This is a genomic window from uncultured Campylobacter sp., from assembly GCF_937996225.1.
Classification (GTDB): Bacteria; Campylobacterota; Campylobacteria; order Campylobacterales; family Campylobacteraceae; genus Campylobacter_B.
The window spans coordinates 24262-45471 of record NZ_CALKTC010000034.1; the positions used below are offsets into that span (position 1 = coordinate 24262).

Below are 21210 nucleotides of genomic sequence, written 5' to 3' on the forward strand. Positions count from 1 at the left end.
GCTATTTTAGATGATCTTTAAGGCGGTTTATCCAGATCTTTTTCGGAGCGATTATCTCGCTAGCGCTGCCGTTTACGGCGTGATAGATCAATGTACCGTGCAAGCTCGCGTAGTAGCGGATTATGAGGCGCTGCAAATAGGGTTCGTAGCTCGGCACGAACCAGCCGTTATTGCTGATCGCTACGACGTATTTGGGCGAGCCTTCGTAAAGCTCTGCGCGCGTAGCCTCGTAGCAAACGGCGCTTCTTATGCTTCGCCCGCCAAGCTCGTAGTCGCTAAAGCCGCTAGCTGTGGAAAAATCGGTCGCGCCGCCTAGCAGCACGCGGTTGATGAAATTTCGCGCAAATTCCGGCAGCGGCACCATTTCGCCAAACGGTACCAAAATGTGCTTATCAAAGCGCTTCATTTCCCCGTTTGCAAAAAGATAGGCGCTGTTGTAAAATTTCCCGTTCTCATACGCTTCCGCGCCCGCTACAATCGTAATTGCGCGCGATTTTTCCTTTAGAGCTTCAACTAGTACGTTTTCTAAATTTAGCGGCATCGCAAAGGCGCTCTCGGGCAAAATTATCGCATCCTGCCCCGCTGCGATCGCATCATCGATGCGGGCTAAATTTGCCAACGCGGCGGATAAAATTTTATCCTTCGCCCAGATGTCATGCTGCGAAATATCGGTATTTGCAAGTAAAATTTTAATCGGTAGCGGTTCGGGCTCTTTTTGGCTGAATTGCAGCGCGCAGATCAAAAATACCGCAAAGATCGCGGCGTTAAGCTTAGCCCGGGCGCCGCGCCCACGTAGATACAAAACCGCGCAAAGTCCCGCTAAAATCAGAGCCAGCGCGCTAAGATCGGCTCTAAAAATTCCATGGCTTAGCAGTAGTTCAAAATTTAGCCAATCAAAGCCGAAAGGATGGATAAATTTTAGAGTCAAAAGGCACACGGCGCGCAAAACTGGCGCGTCAAATATTGCAAAGATGCGGAAAATAAAGGCATAAACGAGGCAAATTCCAAGAATTTCAATCGGGATCAAAAACGCAAGATCGAAATAGATCAGGCTGAAACTGATCCAGTGCATCCACAGCGCGCCGATAAAAAATCCGCACCAAAACCACTCCGCCTTGCTTGCTTTTAGCAGATAAAAAAGTGCCGCTATCGCAATTAGAGGCGAGAAAAATTCCGCCGCCAAGGCGATTAAGCCGTCAAATTTAGAGCTTAAAATTTCTACGAAAATAAAATTTGAAAGCGCAAGGGCAAGAACAAAGCCTTTATTTATGTAACTTAATGTAAAATAGCTACTTTTTAAATTTCTAATGAAGGAAACACATGGAACAAGGAAATTTCTTTGCATCAATCCTGCCTATCGTCGTAATCTTTGCGATTATGTATTTTTTGATTATCAGACCGCAGCAAAAGCAGGCCAAGGATCATAAAGCGATGGTCGATGCGCTCGGCAAAGGCGATAAGATCATAACTAGCGGTGGCATAAAATGCACGGTCGTGAAAACAAACAATGATTTTATCACAGTTAAGCTTAACGATGAGGTCATGGTTGAGCTAGATAAACAATTCGTGGCAAGAAAATTAGATGAGCAGTAAAATTTCATACCGCCTGCTGATCTTTTTGGCTGCGGTTATTTTTTCGGCGATTTTTGCCGCGCCTTCGATCTTTCAGACCGAAAAGGGAAGCAAGATAAACTTGGGTTTGGATCTTCAAGGCGGCTTGCATATGCTGCTTGAGGTTCAAAGCGACGAAGCGGTCGTTTCAAAGATCAAATCGATCGCCGCGAGCGTCAATTACGCCGCCAAACGCGATGATCTGCTGATGGACGGGCTAAAATTGGAAGGCGATTCGTTCGAGTTTGAAATTTTAGACGCAGATGAGGCTTCTAAATTTGATGCGATTTTGCATAGCGCCGCAAGCGGATTAGACATTCAAAAATCTGGCGAAAAATACCGCGTCACGCTAACGCCTGAGGAGGTCGAAGCGACTAAAAAATACGCGATCGAACAGGCCGTCGAGACTATCCGAAACCGCTTGGATCAATTCGGACTTGCGGAGCCAACGGTAGCAAAGCAGGGCGAGAGTTATATTTTGGTTGAGCTTCCGGGCGTCAAAAGTGCAGCGGATGAGCAACGCGCCAAAGATCTGATCGCCAAAGCAGCTCACTTGCAGCTTATGGCGGTGGACGATGTGCGCCAAGACCGCGCGCAGACTATCAGCGCAGCGGATGCCAGAGCTTACGGAGACGTGATCTACCCGGACGTTAAAAATCCGAATTACAAGTATCTCATAAACGAAATTCCGGTGCTAGACGGCGCGATGTTAGTTGATGCGAAGGTAGCTTTCGATCAGCACACCAATCAGCCCGTTATAAATTTTACGCTGAACTCCCAAGGCGCTCAAATTTTCGGCGATTTTACCGGTAAAAATGTCGGCAAACGTCTAGCTATCGTGCTTGACGGTAAGGTTTATTCCGCGCCGCGCATAAACGAGCGTATCGGCGGCGGCAGCGGTCAGATCAGCGGCGGATTTAGCGTCGAGGAGGCGCATGACGTAGCGATCGCGCTTAGAAGCGGCGCGCTTTTGGCTCCGGTCAAAGTCTCAGAAACGCGCAGCATCGGTCCTAGCCTCGGACAGGATAGTATCGATAAAAGTATGGCAGCGCTTAGCCTTGCGGCAGTTGCGATTTTAATCTTTATGATTTTATACTATGGCGTAGCGGGGCTTTTTGCCGACATCGCGCTTGTAGTCAATATTTTATTTCTGATCGCTTGTATGGCGCTTTTTGGTGCAACGTTAACGCTTCCTGGAATGGCTGGAATCGTACTAACTATCGGAATGGCGGTAGATGCGAACGTCATCATTAATGAACGCGTTAGAGAGGTGCTAAGGACGGGAGTTTCGATCCGCCAAAGTATAAATAAAGGCTATGAAAATGCGATGAGCGCGATCGTGGATTCAAATATCACTACGCTAATTACTTCTGCTGCGCTTTATGCTTACGGCACGGGTCCAGTGAAGGGCTTTGCCGTCACGATGAGCATCGGTATCGTAGCGTCGATGATAACGGCTATTTTAGGCACTCACGGAATGTTTGAGTTAGTAATGGATAAGATGGAAAAGAGCAAAAATACCGCGCTTTGGCTCGGTTATAAAGTAAGAGGAGGCGCAAATGCAAGTGTTCGATAAGGGCAAAATTTATGATTTTATGAAATTTAGATATTTTACCTTTGCGCTTTCTGCTGTTTTGATAATAGGCTCTATTGCGCTGTTTTTCATTAAGGGCATTAATTACGGCATCGATTTTAGCGGCGGTACGCTCATTCAGGTTAAATACGACTCCAAAGCACCGCTTGATGAGATCAGAAAGCGCTTCGAAGCGGCAAATTTAGGCAATATCAACGTTACGGAATTCGGTAGCGATCAAGAGGTCACGATTAGATATTCAGGTGCTGCGAGCGAACTGGGTGATAATCCCGCTTTAGCGGCGCAAAAAATTTTGCAAGGCAGCGGAAACTTCGACATTCGCAAGGTCGATATCGTAGGTCCTAAAGTCGGCGAAGAGCTTCGCACAAACGGAATTTTAGCGGTATGTGTGTCGTTTGCGCTCATTTTGGTTTATATCACCCTGCGGTTTGAGTGGAGATTTGCGATTGCAGCCGTACTATCGGATCTGCACGACGTCGTAGTTGCCGTAGGTGCGATGATTTTAGCTGGCGTGGATTTCAACCTTGAAATTCTAGCCGCACTGCTAACTATAATGGGCTACTCGCTTAACGATACTATCGTTGTTTTCGATAGAATTCGAGAGGGTGTAAAAGATAGTAAATCGATTAAGCTTGAAGAGGTTATAAACGAATCGATCTCTCATACGCTATCGCGCACGTTGCTTACTTCGCTTACGACTCTCATCGTCATCGTGATTTTATTCGTCTGGGGCGGCGAGATGATCCACGGCTTTAGCTTCGTGATGCTAATAGGCGTCATAGCAGGAACATTCAGCTCCGTATTTGTAGCTGCTCCGATGCTGATTTTGTTTAAATTTAATGTCGAGAAATACCGCGCATTTTTGGCTGAAAAACAGCGCCGTATCAAAGAGAAAGAAAAGAATCGCGCCATGTATGAAAAAGGCACGGTGTAAGGATGAAAGATGAACTGGGGAAGGGTAATTTACATATTTTTTGCGCTGATGAGTATGACTACGATAGGCGGGTTTTTGTATGAGAAGAATGAAATTTTACTTTTCATAGCAACCAGCGTGAATGCAGTCTCGACGCTTTTGAAGGTAGGCGTGCGAAATATGCTAGCAGCCGAGCTTTTTGCAAGCTCGCTCGTAGCGGATCTGCATCTCATACCGGCGTTCGTTTTGATTGTAGTAGCGCCGGGAGATTTGTCGATCGTGACCTCGCTTGCGATCGGCGCGCTACTTGCAAACTTTTTCTCGCTAATTTTAATAGCGATTGAGTCGGCAAAAACTAAAGACGAATTCTAGGAGCGCAAAATGCCTTACGATAGTAAAAGTATTGAGCTTAAATGGCAGAAAATTTGGGATGAAGAGGGAGTTTTCGAGCCTAAGGACGATTATAGCCTGCCTAAAAAATATATCCTTTCGATGTTTCCCTACCCAAGCGGCCGCATTCACATGGGGCATGTGCGAAACTACAGCATCGGCGACGCGCTGAGTCGCTATTATAGGCTGCGCGGATACAACGTGCTTCAGCCGATCGGCTTTGACAGCTTCGGTATGCCTGCGGAAAATGCGGCGATCAAACACGGCATTCACCCTAAAACTTGGACCTACGAAAATATCGATTATATGAAAAAGGAGCTGCACCGCCTTGGCTTTAGCTTTTCGGCTCGCCGTATGCTCGCTACCTCCGATCCGCTTTATACGCGCTGGGAGCAGGAATTTTTCATCAAACTTTTTGAAAAAGGGCTTATCTATAGAAAAAGCGCCGTGGTAAATTGGTGCGAACACGATCAGACGGTGCTTGCTAACGAGCAGGTCGAGGAGGGCAGGTGCTGGCGCTGCGGCAACGAGGTCGTGCAAAAGCAGATGCCTGGATATTATCTAAAAATCACCGCTTACGCGCAGGAGCTTTTGGATTGCCTAAAGCAGCTTGAGGGCAAGTGGCCCGCTCAGGTGCTTACGATGCAGGAAAACTGGATCGGGCGCAGCGAGGGTTTAGAATTTAGCTTTAAATTTGACGAGCAAAGCAGCGCCAAACTTGGCGGCATCGAGGGCTTTAAGGTCTTTACGACGCGCCCCGATACGATTTACGGTATGAGCTACGCGGCGCTTGCGCCGGAACACGAGGTCGTAAAGAGACTTTTTGATAATAATTTACTTGACGCCAAAGCTGCGGCGAAGGTGAGAGAAATTTTAAATCAAAGCCCGCGTGAGCGTCAAGCAAGCGATAAAGACGGCGTGAGCCTCGGGATCAGCGTGCTTCATCCGCTAAGCGGCAAAAAAATCCCCGTTTGGATCGCAAATTTCGTCCTAGCAGAATACGGCGGTGGTGCGGTTATGGCTGTGCCTGCGCACGATGAGAGGGACTTCGAGTTTGCAAAGAAATTTAACCTGCCGATCGTTCAAAGCATCGCTCCAAAAAGCGGTGATTACGACGCTAGCAAAGCCTACGTAGAGAGCGGAGTTTTGGTAAATTCCGAAGAGTTTAGCGGCATGGATAGCGAGAAGGCAAAAAGCGCCGTCATCTCAAAATTTGAGGAGTTAAAGCTCGGACGCCGCGTGGTAAATTTTAAATTGCGCGATTGGGGAGTGAGCCGCCAGCGCTACTGGGGCGCGCCGATCCCGATGATCCACTGCCCAAAATGCGGGCTAGTAAGCGAGGAAATTTCAAATCTGCCCGTAGAGCTTCCGCAGGACGTCAAGATCACCGGCAAGGGTAATCCGCTCGACGCGCATCCTAGCTGGAAGTTTTGCAAATGCCCTAAATGCGGCGGCGACGGGGTGCGCGAGACCGACACGCTCGATACATTTTTTGAAAGCTCATGGTATTTCGCGCGCTACGCAAGCGACGAACGGACGTGGCAGCAGCGGGCGTTTGACGAGAAAAGCGTGAATTACTGGATGAACGTCGATCAATATATCGGCGGCATCGAGCATGCGATTTTGCACCTTTTGTATGCGAGATTTTTCCAAAAGGCTCTTCGCGACATAGGCTATCTGCGCGATAGCGAGCCGTTTGAGCGGCTGCTAACTCAGGGTATGGTGCTAAAAGACGGCGCGAAGATGAGCAAAAGCAAGGGCAACACCGTCGATCCCGACGACATTATCGAGACCTACGGCGCCGATACGGCGAGACTTTTTATACTTTTTGCCGCACCGCCTCAAAAGGAGCTTGAGTGGAACGACAGCGCGGTAGAGGGTGCATATAAATTTCTTAGCCGCCTATACGATCGCGCCGAAAACGCCTACGCTACTGATAAAATTCCGCAGATCGATCACGCCGCTTTAAATAAAGAGGAAAAATATGCCCGCCTCAAAGTTTACGAGGCGCTTAAGAAATCACAGCAGGTTTATGAGAGCAGCTTTGCTTTTAATACTCTAATCGCCGCGTGTATGGAGGCGCTAAACGCCCTAAACGCGCAGAGCAACAAAGACGTATTCACCGAGGGTTACTTTGTGATTTTAAACCTGCTCGAGCCTATCGTGCCGCACATCTGCGCCGAGCTTAGCGAGCGGCTGTTTAAAAGACGGAATTTCGGCGAGCTGAGAGTTTGCGAAGAGGTATTCGAAAGCGATACTATCAAGCTTGCCGTCACGATTAACGGCAAAAAGCGCGCCGAGTTTGAGGCGAGCGCTGGCCTAAGCGAGGGCGAAATTTTAAGCCTTGCGAAACAAAACTGCGCCAAATGGCTAGAAGGCAAGAGCATCGTAAAAGAAATTTATGTCAAAAACAAGCTTGTAAATTTGGTGATAAAGTAGGCGAAGATGAGAAAAGCTTTAACCGTTTTTTGTTTGATTTTTTTAATCGGCTGCGGCTACAAGCCCGTTTCAAGGATCGCGAAAGAGACTATGAGTGGAAGCGTATTTGTGGATGTGATGATGAGCAAAACTGATCCGCAAAACACCGTCGCGATCAAAGATGCAATCAGGCAGGGTATAGTTCAGCGCCTAGGGATGAGCCTTTCGGATAAAAACTCGGCGCAGACGATTGTAGTAGCGAGCATAAAAAGCCTAAGCTTTAGCGAGCTTTCATACGATCAGTTCGGCTACATCACTAGCTACCGCGCAAATCTCATCGTAAATTTTAGCACTAAGCTTAAAAACGGCGAGGTTTTCAGCAAGGATTGCGTGGGCGATTACGATTTTAAAGTTAGCCGCCTAGTCAAAAATAGCTACGATACGAGCTCGATCATTAGCGATAAGGACCGCTACAAGGCGATCGAAAATGCCTCCGCGCAGGCGTTTGACGAGTTTATTTCGACGCTTGCGATTAGGGGATTTAGACTTGAGCGGGCGCAGCATTAAAGAATTTTTGCAAAATCGCCCGATTTATTACAAAAAAATCGACTACGAGCGCTTTCCGCGGGCATATGCCGCCATTAAAGATAAAATTCCGCTCAAAAACGTCATTCAGATCATCGGCACCAATGGCAAGGGCAGCACCGGGCGATTTTTGGCTAACGCGATCGCTGCAGCGGGCTTTAACGTCGGGCACTACACCAGCCCGCACGTTTTTAGGCTCAACGAGCGCATCTATCTAGGCGGACGCATCGCGCAAATCCCAGTTTTTGCGTTAAATTCCGGCACTTCAAATTTTAAAAACGAGCGAAATTCCGCTTCGGCGTCAAATTTTACAGAAAAACAAAATTCCGCAAAGATGCAAAATTTTGCGAACAGAGAAAATTCCGCCTCACAAATTTATATTTCTAATTTGCAAAATTCCGCCATGCAGAATTCGCATGGTGAGCGGAATTCTGCCCTGCAAAGCTTCGTTTCTACCACACGAAATTTTTGTAGCGAGCGTAATTCTGTCGCACGAAATTCGATCGATACGCAAAATTCTGCTTCTACACAAAATTTATGGAATTCGCAAGATCTCAAATCGTCGTCTGAGCAAAATTTAAAATTCTCGCCGAAGCAGAATTTTAAATCTCCGCTAAGATCAAATTTTAAATCCGCTCAAAGCTCGCTTCCCATTTCGCTAGGGCGCGATGCTACGGATGAGGAGCTTGATTTCGCGCATGAGTTTTTGCAAGAGAGCTTGCCCGCGGAGTTTAAAGATAGCCTGTCGTATTTCGAGTATCTCACGCTGGCGGCGGCAGTGCTTTTTAGGGATTGCGATTACTGCGTGATCGAGGCTGGAATGGGCGGCGAGTTTGACGCTACGTCGAGCTTCGGGCGCACGCTGTCGCTTTTTACACCGATCGGCACCGATCATTTGGGCATGCTAGGACAAAATCTAGAGCAGATCGCCCACACCAAGCTCATTACGATGGATAAGGAAGCGATTTTAAGCGATGAGATGAGCGAGGTTCCGCTTCGTATCGCGCAGCAGATCGCAAAGCAAAAAGGAACTCATTTGAGGTTTGCAGCAGAGCTTTTAAGCAAGAGCGAGCAAGCGCAGATTGCGGAGTTTTGCGCACGCAACAATCTGCCTAAATTTCAAATTTCAAATTTAGCTCTAGCGCTTGCCGCGATGAAATTTTTAAATTTGAAATTTGAAATTTCACAGCTGCCGCCTCTAAATTTACGCGGCAGGATGGAAGTTTTGGCGCCGAATTTGCGCGTGGATGTTGGACACAACGAGCTTGCGGCGCAGCAAGTCGCCCGTGAAATTACCGAAATCTACAGGGGCAGAAAGATCGTGCTGATTTACAACGCCTTTGCCGATAAGGACGTAGCTGCTGTGCTGCGGACTTTAGCGCCCGTGGTAGAGCGCGTGGAGATCTTTAACTACGAGGTTGCGGATCGCGAAATGGCGGCAGAGGCGATAACTCGCGCGCTTGACGCGCTTAAAATTCCGCATTCGTCGTTTCGCGACGAGCTTAGAGCGGACGAGGAGTATTTGGTTTTTGGCTCGTTTCATTTGGTAGAAAATTTCATTTTATGGCTTGAGGCGCGCCGTGGCTAAAACTAAACTTACCCTAAGCGATCACTTTGGCACCAAGACGCTGTATTTTGGCGAGAATTTTAGATTTCAACTTAAAATTTTATCTGCGTTTTTCGTAATTTTTCTGCTTGTTTTGTTTTTTGCGATATTTAAACTCGCGAGCGACCGTTCAAATTTAAAAGAGCTAAACAAAACCCTATACGCCGAAAATCTCGCGCTAAAAGAGCAAAATATCGCGCTTGAGGGCAAAAATGAGGAGGTGCTTGCCAAGCTGGACGGACGCGAAGACGATGGAGGCGGGCTGGATAGTGATATCCAGGTAATGCTTGCGATGAATGAGATGAAAAAGGAGCGTAAAAAGGGCTCCGGCGCGCATATCGCAGCTAGCGAAAAAACGGCGAGCGCGATTCTTAGCGCTGTGCCTAATGGACTTCCGATGCAGTATCGCGGCGTAACTAGCCCTTTTGGGATGCGCACTCATCCGATCAGCGGCGTTATGAGGATGCACCACGGCATCGACTTGCGAGCAAGCGAGGGTACTCCGGTGTTTGCGACGGCAGAGGGCTTTGTGCAGTTTGCAGGCGGCAGTGGCAGCGGATATGGAATTTTAGTGATTCTATCGCACAATTACGGTTTTGAGACCCGCTACGGCCACCTTAGCTCTGCGGTCGTAACGCCCGGTTCTTGGGTTAAAAAAGGCGATCTTATCGGCTATAGCGGTAACACCGGCTACAGCACCGGCCCGCACCTGCATTACGAAGTTAGGTTTTTGGCTCAAAGCGTCGATCCTGCAAATTTTATGAGCTGGAACGCGCAAAATTTCAAAAATATCTCGACCTTGGAGCCTAACGTATCGTGGCAGGAGATCGCAAACGTCGTGCAGCACCAGATCGAAAGGTTTAAATAATGCAAGCCGAGGTTTACGAATACTTTTTGCAAAACCAAAAAGAACTTTTGATCTGCGAGGATGAAAAGGAAGCCGCGGCGTGCGAACAGGTGCTAAAATTTATGGGCTACGCGACCTTTTGCCTGCCAGATTTTAGAGCGAGCTTTGGCGAGGATCTGCGTAGCTACATGGGTGAGCTAGCAGGTATCAGCACCGCTCTTAGCGCGTTTTACAAAGCAAGCGGCAAAAAAATTTTAATCTCGCCCGTCCGCACGATCCTAAATAAACTCCCCGCCGCAAGCCATCTGCGCCCGCTAAATTTAAAATTTGGCGAAGAGTTAAACTTAAGCGAGCTGAAAGAGGAAATTTTGCGCCTAGGATACGACGTGTGCGACATCGTCGAAAGCATGGGCGAGGTTAGCTTCCGTGGCGAGATCATCGATATTTTTTCGGTAGGCAGCGAAAGCGCGGTTAGAATTCTACTCGACGGCGAGACGGTCGAGAGCATCAGGCGATTTGACGTCGCTACGCAAAAAAGCGAAAAAGATGAACTTGCGCAAGCAGAGATAGCGCCGTTTTTGGCAAATTTAAGCGAGGACGAGTTTGAGAGCGTGAGCGAAAAGATATCGCGCGCGGATAGCGACGCGTTAGCGCGCGATCTGGGCTCGCTCGGGTTTTGGTTCATCGAGGGCTTCGTAGATTACACAGAGGCGTTTGATTGCGTCTTGCTGCACGAGATCAAAAAGGATGAAATTTTTTCCGAGCGCAATTTGGATTTTTTAGACGCGATCGAGGTGCTGCCCGCGGCGCGTAAATTTAAAGACCTTGCCGTGACGCCGTCGCAGGAATTTTTTGAATTCCACCGCAGCGAGGCTATCACGCTGATTGCGCGAAACGACGCGCTGCTCGCGCCGTTTGATCTTGGCGGATTTAGCAATATCGAAATTTTACGCGAGGATTTCGTCGTAAATTTAATAAGCGCCGAGCGGATCATCCTTTCGCTAAACAAAGCGGCGCCTAAAAAGCGCGTAAGAAGATCGAGCCTAGCTCTGGATGAGCTAAACGTGGGCGATTTTGTCGTGCACGAAGATCACGGTATCGCTAAATTTAACGGGCTTGAGCTCATCGAGGTGATGGGACGCAGCAAGGAGTTCGTGTCCCTACTCTACGAGGGCGGCGACAAGCTGCTGCTGCCGGTAGAGTATCTAAATAAGATCGATCGTTACGTCGCAAGCGGCGGCGCGGTGAGCTTGGATCATCTGGGCAGGGCGAGCTTTTCAAAAATTAAAGAGCGAGTGCGCGAAAAGCTCTTTGCGATCGCTTCAAAGATCATCGCGCTGGCGGCAAAGCGCGAGCTGGTGCGAGGGCTCGTCATCAAAAACGAAAGCGCGGATTATGCGAAATTTCTAAGCGCAAGCGGCTTTAGCTATACGAGCGATCAGCAAAAGGCGGTGAGCGCGATTTTGGCGGATCTGCAAAGTGGCAAGGTAATGGACCGCCTGCTTAGCGGCGACGTGGGCTTTGGAAAGACCGAGGTTGCGATGAATGCGATTTTTGCCTGCATCCGCAGCGGCCATTCGGTGCTGTTTTTCGTGCCTACGACGCTGCTTAGCTCTCAGCATTACGCTACGCTTAGCGAGCGCTTTAGGGAGTTTGAAATTCCCGTTTTCAAGCTCGATCGCTTCAGTAGCACGAGGCAAAAGAGCGAGATTACAAAGCGCCTACAAAGCGGAGAGGCGATCGTCGTGGTCGGCACGCACTCACTTTTAAATTTAAACCCCGCAAATTTAGGGCTTATAATCATCGATGAGGAGCATAAATTCGGCGTTAAGCAAAAGGAGCGGCTCAAAGAGAAAAGCGCCGCCTCGCACCTACTTAGTATGTCCGCTACGCCGATACCGCGCAGTCTAAATATGGCGCTAAGCTCGATTAAAAGCTACTCCACGCTGCTTAGCCCGCCGCAGGATCGCCTGGATGTGCGTACCTTCGTCAAGCAGTGGGACGAAAAGATCGTAAAAGAGGCGATCTCGCGCGAGCTGCGACGCGGCGGGCAGATCTTTTACGTCCACAACCACATCGCGACGATGCAAAGCGCCAAAAAGAAGCTGCTTGAAATTTTGCCGAGCCTTAAAATTCTAATTTTACACTCCAAGATTGACGCTAAAACTACGGAGGATGAAATTTTAAAATTTGTGGCGGGCGGATACGATCTTCTGCTTTGTACCAGCATCGTAGAAAGCGGCATTCATATGCCGCGCGTAAATACGATCATCGTCGAAAACGCTGATAAATTCGGTATCGCCGATCTGCATCAGCTGCGCGGCCGCGTCGGGCGCAGCAACAAACAGGGCTTTTGCTACTTTTTGATCGAGGATAAAACCGCTCTTACGCAGGACGCGCTAAAGCGGCTCGTAGCGCTTGAGAGCAACTCGTTTTTGGGTAGCGGCTCGGTACTGGCGTATCACGATCTTGAAATTCGCGGCGGCGGAAACCTGCTCGGAGAGGCGCAGAGCGGGCATATCGAAGCGATCGGCTACTCGCTTTATCTAAAGATGCTCGAAGAAGAAATCGGCAAGCTGCTAAACAGAAAGAGCGCTGCTGCAAGCGTGGAGCTCAAAATTTCGGTAAACGCCTTTTTGAACTCGGAATTTATCAGAGAGGATCGCCTGCGCCTGGATCTTTACAGGCGGCTTAGCAAGTGCGCCGAGGCGAGCGAAGTGCTTGAAATTTCCGGCGAGATCGAGGATCGTTTCGGGCGCGCGGATGTTTATACCAAGCAATTCATCGACGTGATGATGATTAAGGTTTTGGCCACGAAGCTTGGCTTGCGCATGATTTCGAGCATGGACGAAAATATCTTGATCACTCTTGCAAACGGCGATAAGGTGCGATTAAAGGCGCAGACGTGCGATGATGACGACGTGATAAGCGAAATTTTAATCTATCTGCGAAGGGAGCTAAGAAATGCGAACTTGCGATGAAAATATCAAAAAAAGCGCGAGCAAAAGTAGAAGTGAAGGGCTAAATTTAGACTCGGCAAGCGGTTTAAATTTAGCGCCGCAAGCCGTTCTAAAAAACGCGCAGAGCAGCGTCGGCGAACAAATTTATTTCAGCGATTTTAGCGCGATTGATTGGCGCACGGTACAGGTCGCCGTCTTTCGCGCGAGCAAAAAGGCGCTAAAGATCGTCCGAGACATCGATTTTACCGATCTTGACGCGCTTGTGGGGCTAGAGAGCCAAAAATCGGCTCTTATAAAAAACACGGACGCCTTCCTGCGCGGCGCAAGCGCCAACCACGCGCTTTTGTGGGGCGAGAGCGGTTGCGGCAAATCAAGCCTTGCGAAGGCGGTTTTTTCTAAATTTATCCCGCAAGGCCTTAAGATCATCGAGATCGGTAGAGACGATCTGAGTTATCTCGCGGATATAATCGACGCGATCCGCGAAACGAACTTTAAATTTATCATTTTTTGCGACGATTTGAGCTTTGAGCTCGGCGAGAGCGGCTACAAGCACCTTAAGCCGCTGCTAGAAGGATCCTTAGAGCGCGCGCCGCGCAACGTGCTGATGTATGCGACGTCCAACCGCCGCCACATCGTAGGCGAATGCGCAAGCGATAACGACGCCGCGCAGATAAGCCGCGGCGAGCTGCACCTAAGCGATGCGGCGAACGAGCGAATCAGCCTTAGCGAGCGCTTTGGGTTGCAGCTAAGCTTTTACGGCGGGAGCATGCGGGAGTATTTAGGGATAGTAGATGCCTATTTTGCGGCTGCGCAAGGCATGAGCGCGGCGGAATTTCGCCTGAGCTTTGCTGCAAATTTAGACGCGCTGCACGCAAAGGCGAGGGAGTTTGCGATGCTTCGCGCAAGCCGCAGCGGCCGCGCGGCAAAGCAGTTTTTCTTGAGCTTTGGCGAGGAATTTTTTGCAAATTTAAAGGGCGGCGGCAGATGAATACGGCGCGCGAATTTAAACTTGGCGTAAAATTTATCGCCGTGCTAGAGCTTACGCAAAAAATCGCCGCCGCGCGAAATTTTAGAAACGATGCCAGGAATTTCGGAGGCGCGAAATGAGCGCGACCGAGCTTTTTATCGCGCTTTTTCGCGCCGTGAAAATCAAGGATTTGCGCTGGTGGCCCGCATTTGGAAGCTTTGAGGTGGTCGTGGGGGCGATTTTGATCCAAAATACAGCGTGGCGCAATGCCGATGCAGCATTGCAAAACTTGCGTAGCAAGGGGCTTTTGAGCCTAGAAAGCATCGCCGGGCTAGAGGAAGCGGAGCTTGCGCAGATCATCAAAGTAAGCGGATTTTATAATCAAAAAGCTAGGCGCCTAAGCTTGCTTTGCAAAGCGATAATCGCGGATTTTGGGGATTTTGAGAGCTTTAAATCAGGCGTTAGCCGCGAGTGGCTGCTAGCGCGCAAAGGGATCGGCGCGGAGAGCTGCGATGCGATCTTGTGCTACGCGTGCGAGCGTGCGGTGATGGTTGCGGATAGCTATTCGGCGCGGCTGCTTGAGGCTTTAGGCTATGAGTTTGAAAGCTACGACGAGCTTAGCGCGTGGCTCGGCGAGCTGGAATTTGAGCGGATCTATGAGCTTGTAAATTCTGCTAATCTTCCCTGCGATGCGGCGGCAAAAGCAGATAAGCTGGAGAACGAAAACGGCGCATATGCACTATTTCATGGACTCATCGTGGAATTTTGCAAAGCGCATTTGAAAGGTAAAATTTTTGATGATTTTGCGATAGAATTTTTTGATAATTTAAAATAAATCTTAGTCATCTTTGAAGGAAAGAACATTCTATACCATCCAAGTAACGACAAATAGGTGAATTTATGTATTGTTAAGCGCCGATATAGCAAAATTTAATTAAAATTACGGTGATAAATTTGGTTAAAAAACCGATATTTAGGGGAATTTATGACGAAAAGAAAAATTTTGATAGTATTTGGAACGCGCCCGGAAGCCATTAAGATGGCTCTGTTGATAAAGGAATTTCAAAAGTACGCGGAATTTGAAGTGAAGGTTTGCGTTACGGCGCAGCACAGACAGATGCTCGATCAGGTGCTTGAATTTTTTGAGATCAAGCCTGATTTTGATCTAAATTTAATGAAGCAAGGGCAGGATCTGTACGATATTACGTCGGGTGTTTTGCTTGGTATGCGCGATGTATTTAGCGAATATACCCCAGACATCGTGTTTGTGCATGGAGATACTACTACTACTTATGCCGTTTCTTTAGCGGCGTATTATCAAAAGATCGACGTGGCACATGTCGAAGCTGGACTTAGGACGCATGATATCTATTCGCCGTTTCCTGAAGAGATAAATAGGCAGATGACGGGGCTCATCGCTAAATATCACTTCGCGCCGACTGCCGACGCAAGAGATAATCTATTAAAAGAAGGCAAAGATTCAAAAAATATAATCGTTAGCGGCAACACCGTCATAGACGCACTTTTGTGGACGATAGATAAAATCGAAAACAACGAGCTGCTAAAAAATAAAATTTTATCCTTTATAAATTCCAAATATAAGTTTAGTGATAGAAAATTTATTCTCGTTACAGGACACAGACGAGAGAATTTCGGAGAAGGCTTTGTTAATATTTGTGAGGCTTTACGTGAAATAGCGCTAAAAAATGAAAATATCGACATTGTTTATCCTGTGCATCTAAATCCAAATGTAAGAAAGCCTGTGGGAGAAATTTTATCGGGCATTTCGAATATATTTTTAATCGATCCGCTAGAGTATGATAGTTTTGTCTATCTTATGAGCAAGTCATATATGATAGTAACAGATAGCGGCGGCATCCAGGAGGAGGCGCCGAGCCTATGCAAGCCCGTTTTAGTTATCAGAGAAACTACCGAAAGACCTGAGGGGATAAGGGCAGGATGCGTTAAGCTTATCGGCACCAAGCGCGAAAATATCATAAAAGAGGTGCAAAAATTATTAAATTTAAAAGATGAATATGATAAAATGAGTAAAAGTGTAAGTCCGTATGGCGACGGTAAAGCTTGTAAAAAAATACTGGAATTTTTAAAAGGAATATTATGAAAAAAGTTTGCATCTTAGGTCTTGGGTATATAGGGTTGCCGACGGCGGCGCTTTTGGCAAATAGGGGCTATAAAATCCACGGCGTTGATGTAGTGCAAAGCGTCGTAGATACGATCAATGAGGGCAAAATTCATATCGTCGAGCCGGAACTTGATGTATTTGTTAAAAAAGCAGTGCAGAGCGGAAATTTAAAAGCAGACGTTAAGCCTGATTTTGCAGACGTTTTTATCATAGCTGTTCCGACGCCGTTTCGAGACGGATACGTGCCAAATATCGATTATGTCATAAGTGCGGCAAAATCTATAATACCATACGTAAAAGACGATAATATGGTCGTTTTAGAATCTACTTCGCCGGTAGGTACTACCGAAAAGATAGGTGAAATTTTAAAAAATGGCGGTGTTGATATTTCTAAAATTTATATCGCTCATTGCCCTGAGAGAGTTTTGCCCGGTAAAATTTTGAAAGAACTCACCCAAAACGATAGGATCGTGGGCGGAACTGCAAAAATTGCTACTAAAAAAATAGCAGAATTTTACACAGAATTCGTAGAAGGCGAAGTTTTACAGACTGACTCAAAAACTGCAGAGATGTCAAAGCTTACAGAGAATTCTTTCCGCGACGTAAACATAGCCTTTGCAAACGAACTTAGCATTTTATGCGATAAATTCGGCATTAACGTCTGGGAGCTTATCTCGCTAGCAAACCGTCATCCGCGAGTTAATATTTTAAGTCCGGGCTGCGGTGTAGGTGGGCACTGCATAGCGGTCGATCCGTGGTTTATCGTCCATGCGGGCGGCTACGAAGCGAGGCTGATCAAATCCGCAAGAGAGGTCAATGATCACAAAGCCGAGTGGTGTATTGAAAAAATCAAAAACGCCGCTTTGAAATTTGAGCTGCAAAACGGCAGAAAGCCAAAAGTAGCGTGCATGGGGCTTACTTTTAAGCCCGACATCGACGATTTGCGGGAGTCGCCTGCGCTAAATATAACCAGACGCCTGATCGCAGACGGCGTCGATGTGATCGCTGTAGAGCCTAATATCAAGGCTCACAAAGATTTTGAGATAGTGGATTATAAAAAGGCTATTGAAATTTCGGATATTATCGTATTTTTAGTCGGGCATAAGGAATTTAAAGGGCTGAAAATAGAAAAAGAAGTTTTGGATTTTTGCGGCGTGCGAAATACTAATATTTAATATTTTTCAAGGTATGGTTAATGATACAAGCAATAGTTAAAAAAGGTAAGGTTTTGGCAGAGCAGATCCCTGCTCCAAGCGTTTCAAAGGGATGCGTTCTTATAAAAGTAGTAAATAGCTGCATATCGGCGGGCACCGAGATAAGCGGCGTATCAAATAGTGGAAAGAGCCTGATCAGAAGGGCCTTGGAGCAGCCAGAGAACGTAAAAAAAGTCATCAATATGATAAAATCAGACGGCATCGCAAACGCCTATGCTAAGGTAAAGGGCAAGCTTGATAGCGGAAGCCCGACCGGCTATTCGCTTAGCGGCGTCGTCATAGCGGTCGGAGAGGGCGTTTCAAATTTTGAAATTGGAGAGCGCGTCGCCGCAGCTGGTGCAGGGCTTGCAAACCACGCAGAATACGTAGACGTGCCTAAAAATTTAGTTATGAAAATGCCGCAGGATATGGACTTTGAGCGGGCTTGCACCGTGACGCTCGGCGGCATAGCGATGCAGGGCGTTAGGCGGATTGATCTAAGGCTGGGTGAGACCTGCGTAGTCGTGGGAGCTGGGATCTTAGGGCTTCTTGCGGTGCAGATGCTTAAAATTTCAGGCGTGAGGGTTGCGGTTAGCGATTTTGACGATAGGCGCTTGCAGATAGCTAAAGAGTGCGGCGCCGAGCTTGTTATAAACCCGTCAAGAGACGATTTGCTGGATGTCGTTTCATCTTGGAGCGGCGGATACGGCGCTGATGGAGTGCTATTTACCGCTGCTACGAGCAGTAGCGAGCCGCTGTCGCAAAGCTTTCAGATGTGCAAGAAAAAGGGCAGAGTGGTGCTTGTAGGCGTTGCCGGCATGCAGATCAATAGAGAGGATATGTATAAAAAGGAGCTTGATTTCCTCATCTCCACATCCTATGGCCCCGGTCGCTACGACAAGAGCTACGAAGAGCAGGGGCTCGATTATCCGTTTAGCTATGTAAGATGGACTGAAAATCGAAATATGAGCGAGTATCTAAGGCTGGTAAATGAAAATTTGATAAAGCTGGATAAGCTCATAGACGCAAAATACCCTATCGAGCAGGTAACGGAGGCGTTTGAGTCGCTACAGACTTCGCAGAATAAGCCGCTTATGGTTTTACTTTACTACGGCGAGGCAAATTTAACCGAGCTTGATAGCTATTTAAATCACGATAAAAAAATCATCATAAGCTCTGCGCCAGTAAACAGGGATGTGATAAACGTCGCATTCGTCGGAGTCGGCGGATTTGCCACCGGTATGCACCTGCCTAATATCTCAAAGCTTACGGATAAATATAAAATTTACGCGATCATGAACCGAAGCGGACATAAAGCAAAGGCGGTGGCGCAGCAATATGGAGCGAATTACGCTACTTCAAATTTAGACGATATTTTAAATGATAAACATGTCGATCTTGTGATCATCTCCACAAGGCACGATAGCCATGCGGAGCTTACTTTAAAGGCGCTTGAAGCGGGCAAAAACGTATTTGTAGAAAAGCCGCTTGCGACAAACAAAGAGGAGCTTGAAAAGATAAAGAAATTTTACGAAGGGGGAGGCGACAAGCCCCTTTTATTCGTGGGATTTAACAGGCGATTTAGCGCCTATGCGCAGGAGATAAAAAAGCACACGAGCGCTAGAATAAATCCGATGATAATCAGATATAGAATGAACGCGGGCTACATACCGATGGATCATTGGGTGCATGAAAACGGCGGCAGAATGGTAGGCGAAGCATGCCACATAATAGATTTGATGACGGCGCTAACGGGCAGCGAGATACAGAGCGTATTTTCGCAGGCTATCACGCCGAGCAATGAAAAATATAGCTCCGAGGATAACAAATCCATCGTCTTAAAATACAAAGACGGTTCGGTGGCAAATATCGAGTATTTCGCAAACGGCAGCAAGGAGCTAAGTAAGGAGTTTATGGAGATTCACTTTGACGGCAAGAGCATCGTTTTGGACGATTATAAAAGCCTAAAAGGATACGGAGTGGGACTGAAAGAAATTTCAACAAACGTGAGTCAAAAGGGACAGCCAGAAGAGCTTGAGGCACTATTTGAGGCTCTAAAAGGAAGCAAAAAAGGCTGGCCGATAGAGCTTTGGGATATGGTGCAGACGACGGAGATAAGCTTTATATTGTAAATTCGGATCAAAATAATGTGCGGAATAGTCGGTAAGGTCTCTTACAAAGGAATAACACAGAAAGATATTGATGATATAAAAAATATGTCAAGCGCAATAATACATCGAGGGCCTGACAGCGAAGGCTTTTACTTTGATGAAAATGTTGCATTTGGACACAGAAGATTATCTATACTAGATCTATCCGCTGCAGCTAATCAGCCGATGAGCGATGACGAAAATACTTTAGTTTTGATTTTTAACGGTGAAATTTATAACCATTTAGAGATTAGAGAGAAATTAAAATCAAAATATAATTTTAAAACGAATCACTCTGACACCGAGACTATTTTATATGCTTATAAAGAGTGGGGGCTAGAATGCATAAAATATTTTAACGGTTTTTTTGCTATTGCCTTATACGATAAAGTAAAAATGGAAACTATTCTTATTAGAGACAGGATGGGCAAAAAGCCGTTGTTTTTTACTATGAGCAATAATGCTCTATATTTTTCTTCAGAAATTCATGCGTTTTTTAAGGCGGGCGTAGTTGAGAAGCGTATTAATGAGGAGGCGATATATAATTATCTGACATTTTTAACAACCAATGCTCCTGATACTTTTTTCGCTAATATTTATAAATTAGAATGTGGTCATTATTTAAGAATTACAAAGAATAAAATAGAAAAAGTAAAGTATTGGAATATTGCGGATTTTATTAATGTATATAACGCGGATAATTTTTTGCAGGCTACCGAAAAAACTGAAGATCTGCTTGTAAAATCAATGAAATATAGAAATATAGCAGACGTCGATATAGCTGTAGCGCTTAGCGGCGGTATAGATAGCTCTTTAAATTTGTTTTATTCAAGTAAAGAAGGCGGAAAGGTAGATGCGATTAACATAAGTTATGATGCGGATGATATATATGACGAATCAGAAATAGCGCAAAAATTTTCGAAAGAACTTGGCGTAAAATTTATTAAAAGCATTATTTCTGCCAACGATTTTGAAGAGTTGGCGAAAGAATATATGACTAAGCAAATAGATAGCCCTACCGGGGATGTAAATTCCACATTGCTGTATTTCCTATCAAAGCTTAGTAAAAGCAATAGTCTTAAAGTTATGATCGTCGGCGAAGGTGGCGATGAGATAGGCAGTTATCCTATATATGAAAAATTAAATAAAGAATATAATATTTTGAAGTATTTTAAGAATTTAAATTTTATGTTTAAAAGCCTGCCAGAGAAATTTGCTAGAAAGTTTGATATTTTCTATAATAATGACATTATTTCTAGGCGCCACATACACGGCTTTACCGAATTTGAAAAGAGAAGTTTTTGGTTGAGCGATAAGTCTTTTAATTCATACAGAATTCTACATAATTATATGTCTGAAATAAGAGATGATTTGCCTGATAGTTTTTTAAGAAAAATTCTTAATGTTGAATATAAAATGCGACTCCCCGAGCTTATCTTGCAGAAGATAGACTATTCCACGATGTCTCAAAGCGTAGAAGCAAGAAGCCCCTTTATGGATCATCTTCTTATTGAATACAGTTCTAGCCTATCGTTCGATACAAAGATGAAATATGGCGCCAAGAGTATTTTAAAAGAAATAGCAAAAAATAAGCTTCCTAGCTATATTTTAAATCAGCTAAAAGTCGGTTTCGGCATGCTCTTAACACCTTTTTTACAAAATATTATGCCTATATGGTATCAAAAGGAATTATTGCTTAAAAAAGCTATGATAGATGAATTTATATCTAAAATTTTCTTGCAGAAGCTATTGGATAGCCACACTAAATATAAAAATCAAGGATATAAAATGTGGATATTATTTGCTTTAGAAAAATGGCTGGAGATAAATTTT

At 46.1% G+C, this 21210-nt stretch carries 17 protein-coding genes and 1 pseudogene; 17 read left to right on the forward strand and 1 reads right to left on the reverse strand.

All coding sequences use genetic code 11. The features are described 5' to 3' along the window. Position 1 precedes the first annotated feature (1 nt). Positions 2-1345, reverse strand: coding sequence for an apolipoprotein N-acyltransferase (locus tag Q0174_RS04580; protein WP_298041905.1), 1344 nt, complete (start codon positions 1343-1345; stop codon positions 2-4). On the opposite strand from Q0174_RS04580, the gene yajC reads away from it, so the two are divergent. The 17 genes and pseudogenes from yajC to asnB form a co-directional block, all read left to right on the forward strand. Continuing rightward, positions 1321-1593, forward strand: a complete 273-nt coding sequence (gene yajC, locus Q0174_RS04585) for a preprotein translocase subunit YajC (protein WP_005872282.1) — start codon at positions 1321-1323, stop codon at positions 1591-1593. The genes Q0174_RS04580 and yajC overlap by 25 nt on opposite strands. Further along, entirely contained in the window at positions 1583-3187 is a 1605-nt protein-coding gene (gene secD, locus Q0174_RS04590; protein ID WP_298041906.1) for a protein translocase subunit SecD, read from the forward strand. Before yajC ends, secD begins: the two co-directional genes overlap by 11 nt. Further along, positions 3171-4139, forward strand: a complete 969-nt coding sequence (gene secF, locus Q0174_RS04595; protein ID WP_298041907.1) for a protein translocase subunit SecF — start codon at positions 3171-3173, stop codon at positions 4137-4139. The genes secD and secF overlap by 17 nt, the downstream gene beginning before the upstream one ends. 9 nt (positions 4140-4148) lie before the next feature. After that, positions 4149-4490, forward strand: a complete 342-nt coding sequence (locus Q0174_RS04600) for a DUF6394 family protein (RefSeq protein WP_005872279.1) — start codon at positions 4149-4151, stop codon at positions 4488-4490. Positions 4491-4499: 9 nt separating this feature from the next. After that, entirely contained in the window at positions 4500-6947 is a 2448-nt protein-coding gene (gene leuS, locus Q0174_RS04605) for a leucine--tRNA ligase (RefSeq protein WP_298041908.1), read from the forward strand. Positions 6948-6953: 6 nt separating this feature from the next. Beyond that, entirely contained in the window at positions 6954-7493 is a 540-nt protein-coding gene (lptE, locus tag Q0174_RS04610; protein ID WP_298041910.1) for an LPS assembly lipoprotein LptE, read from the forward strand. 37 nt (positions 7494-7530) lie between these two features. After that, positions 7531-7704, forward strand: a pseudogene (locus Q0174_RS10985) (bifunctional folylpolyglutamate synthase/dihydrofolate synthase); the annotation flags it as partial. A gap of 210 nt (positions 7705-7914) precedes the next feature. Then, complete coding sequence (locus Q0174_RS04615; protein ID WP_366112542.1) at positions 7915-9099, forward strand: bifunctional folylpolyglutamate synthase/dihydrofolate synthase; 1185 nt, start codon at positions 7915-7917, stop codon at positions 9097-9099. Beyond that, entirely contained in the window at positions 9092-9985 is an 894-nt protein-coding gene (locus tag Q0174_RS04620; RefSeq protein ID WP_005872272.1) for a M23 family metallopeptidase, read from the forward strand. The genes Q0174_RS04615 and Q0174_RS04620 overlap by 8 nt, the downstream gene beginning before the upstream one ends. Beyond that, positions 9985-12945 carry a DEAD/DEAH box helicase gene (locus Q0174_RS04625; protein WP_298041914.1) on the forward strand — a complete coding sequence of 987 codons (2961 nt, stop codon included), beginning with the start codon at positions 9985-9987 and terminating at the stop codon, positions 12943-12945. Before Q0174_RS04620 ends, Q0174_RS04625 begins: the two co-directional genes overlap by 1 nt. Then, positions 12929-13912 (forward strand): ATP-binding protein, encoded by a 984-nt coding sequence (locus Q0174_RS04630; RefSeq protein ID WP_298041915.1) that lies wholly within the window; start codon positions 12929-12931, stop codon positions 13910-13912. The genes Q0174_RS04625 and Q0174_RS04630 overlap by 17 nt, the downstream gene beginning before the upstream one ends. After that, positions 13909-14031 (forward strand): hypothetical protein, encoded by a 123-nt coding sequence (locus tag Q0174_RS04635; RefSeq protein ID WP_298041917.1) that lies wholly within the window; start codon positions 13909-13911, stop codon positions 14029-14031. Before Q0174_RS04630 ends, Q0174_RS04635 begins: the two co-directional genes overlap by 4 nt. Next, a complete protein-coding gene (locus Q0174_RS04640) occupies positions 14028-14726 on the forward strand; it encodes a 3-methyladenine DNA glycosylase (protein WP_298041918.1) in 699 nt (232 codons plus the stop codon). The genes Q0174_RS04635 and Q0174_RS04640 overlap by 4 nt, the downstream gene beginning before the upstream one ends. 150 nt (positions 14727-14876) lie before the next feature. After that, positions 14877-16013 (forward strand): UDP-N-acetylglucosamine 2-epimerase (non-hydrolyzing), encoded by a 1137-nt coding sequence (gene wecB, locus Q0174_RS04645; protein WP_298041920.1) that lies wholly within the window; start codon positions 14877-14879, stop codon positions 16011-16013. Then, positions 16010-17209 carry a UDP-N-acetyl-D-mannosamine dehydrogenase gene (wecC, locus tag Q0174_RS04650; protein ID WP_298041922.1) on the forward strand — a complete coding sequence of 400 codons (1200 nt, stop codon included), beginning with the start codon at positions 16010-16012 and terminating at the stop codon, positions 17207-17209. The genes wecB and wecC overlap by 4 nt, the downstream gene beginning before the upstream one ends. 20 nt (positions 17210-17229) lie before the next feature. Next, positions 17230-19359, forward strand: coding sequence for a bi-domain-containing oxidoreductase (locus Q0174_RS04655; RefSeq protein ID WP_298041923.1), 2130 nt, complete (start codon positions 17230-17232; stop codon positions 19357-19359). Between the two features lie 15 nt (positions 19360-19374). After that, positions 19375-21210 (forward strand): asparagine synthase (glutamine-hydrolyzing) (gene asnB, locus Q0174_RS04660; RefSeq protein WP_298041924.1); only part of this gene is annotated, 1836 nt, incomplete at its 3' end.

Bases quoted from the DNA above. Each gene is read 5' to 3' on its own strand.
- yajC (WP_005872282.1), top strand. From the start codon at position 1,321: ATGGAACAAGGAAATTTCTTTGCATCAATCCTGCCTATCGTCGTAATC.
- Q0174_RS04630 (WP_298041915.1), top strand. From the start codon at position 12,929: ATGCGAACTTGCGATGAAAATATCAAAAAAAGCGCGAGCAAAAGTAGA.
- Q0174_RS04625 (WP_298041914.1), top strand. From the start codon at position 9,985: ATGCAAGCCGAGGTTTACGAATACTTTTTGCAAAACCAAAAAGAACTT.
- wecB (WP_298041920.1), top strand. From the start codon at position 14,877: ATGACGAAAAGAAAAATTTTGATAGTATTTGGAACGCGCCCGGAAGCC.
- secD (WP_298041906.1), top strand. From the start codon at position 1,583: ATGAGCAGTAAAATTTCATACCGCCTGCTGATCTTTTTGGCTGCGGTT.
- leuS (WP_298041908.1), top strand. From the start codon at position 4,500: ATGCCTTACGATAGTAAAAGTATTGAGCTTAAATGGCAGAAAATTTGG.
- Q0174_RS04655 (WP_298041923.1), top strand. From the start codon at position 17,230: ATGATACAAGCAATAGTTAAAAAAGGTAAGGTTTTGGCAGAGCAGATC.
- secF (WP_298041907.1), top strand. From the start codon at position 3,171: ATGCAAGTGTTCGATAAGGGCAAAATTTATGATTTTATGAAATTTAGA.
- Q0174_RS04600 (WP_005872279.1), top strand. From the start codon at position 4,149: ATGAACTGGGGAAGGGTAATTTACATATTTTTTGCGCTGATGAGTATG.
- Q0174_RS04580 (WP_298041905.1), bottom strand. From the start codon at position 1,345: ATGCAAAGAAATTTCCTTGTTCCATGTGTTTCCTTCATTAGAAATTTA.
- lptE (WP_298041910.1), top strand. From the start codon at position 6,954: ATGAGAAAAGCTTTAACCGTTTTTTGTTTGATTTTTTTAATCGGCTGC.
- Q0174_RS04615 (WP_366112542.1), top strand. From the start codon at position 7,915: ATGCAGAATTCGCATGGTGAGCGGAATTCTGCCCTGCAAAGCTTCGTT.
- Q0174_RS04640 (WP_298041918.1), top strand. From the start codon at position 14,028: ATGAGCGCGACCGAGCTTTTTATCGCGCTTTTTCGCGCCGTGAAAATC.
- Q0174_RS04635 (WP_298041917.1), top strand. From the start codon at position 13,909: ATGAATACGGCGCGCGAATTTAAACTTGGCGTAAAATTTATCGCCGTG.
- wecC (WP_298041922.1), top strand. From the start codon at position 16,010: ATGAAAAAAGTTTGCATCTTAGGTCTTGGGTATATAGGGTTGCCGACG.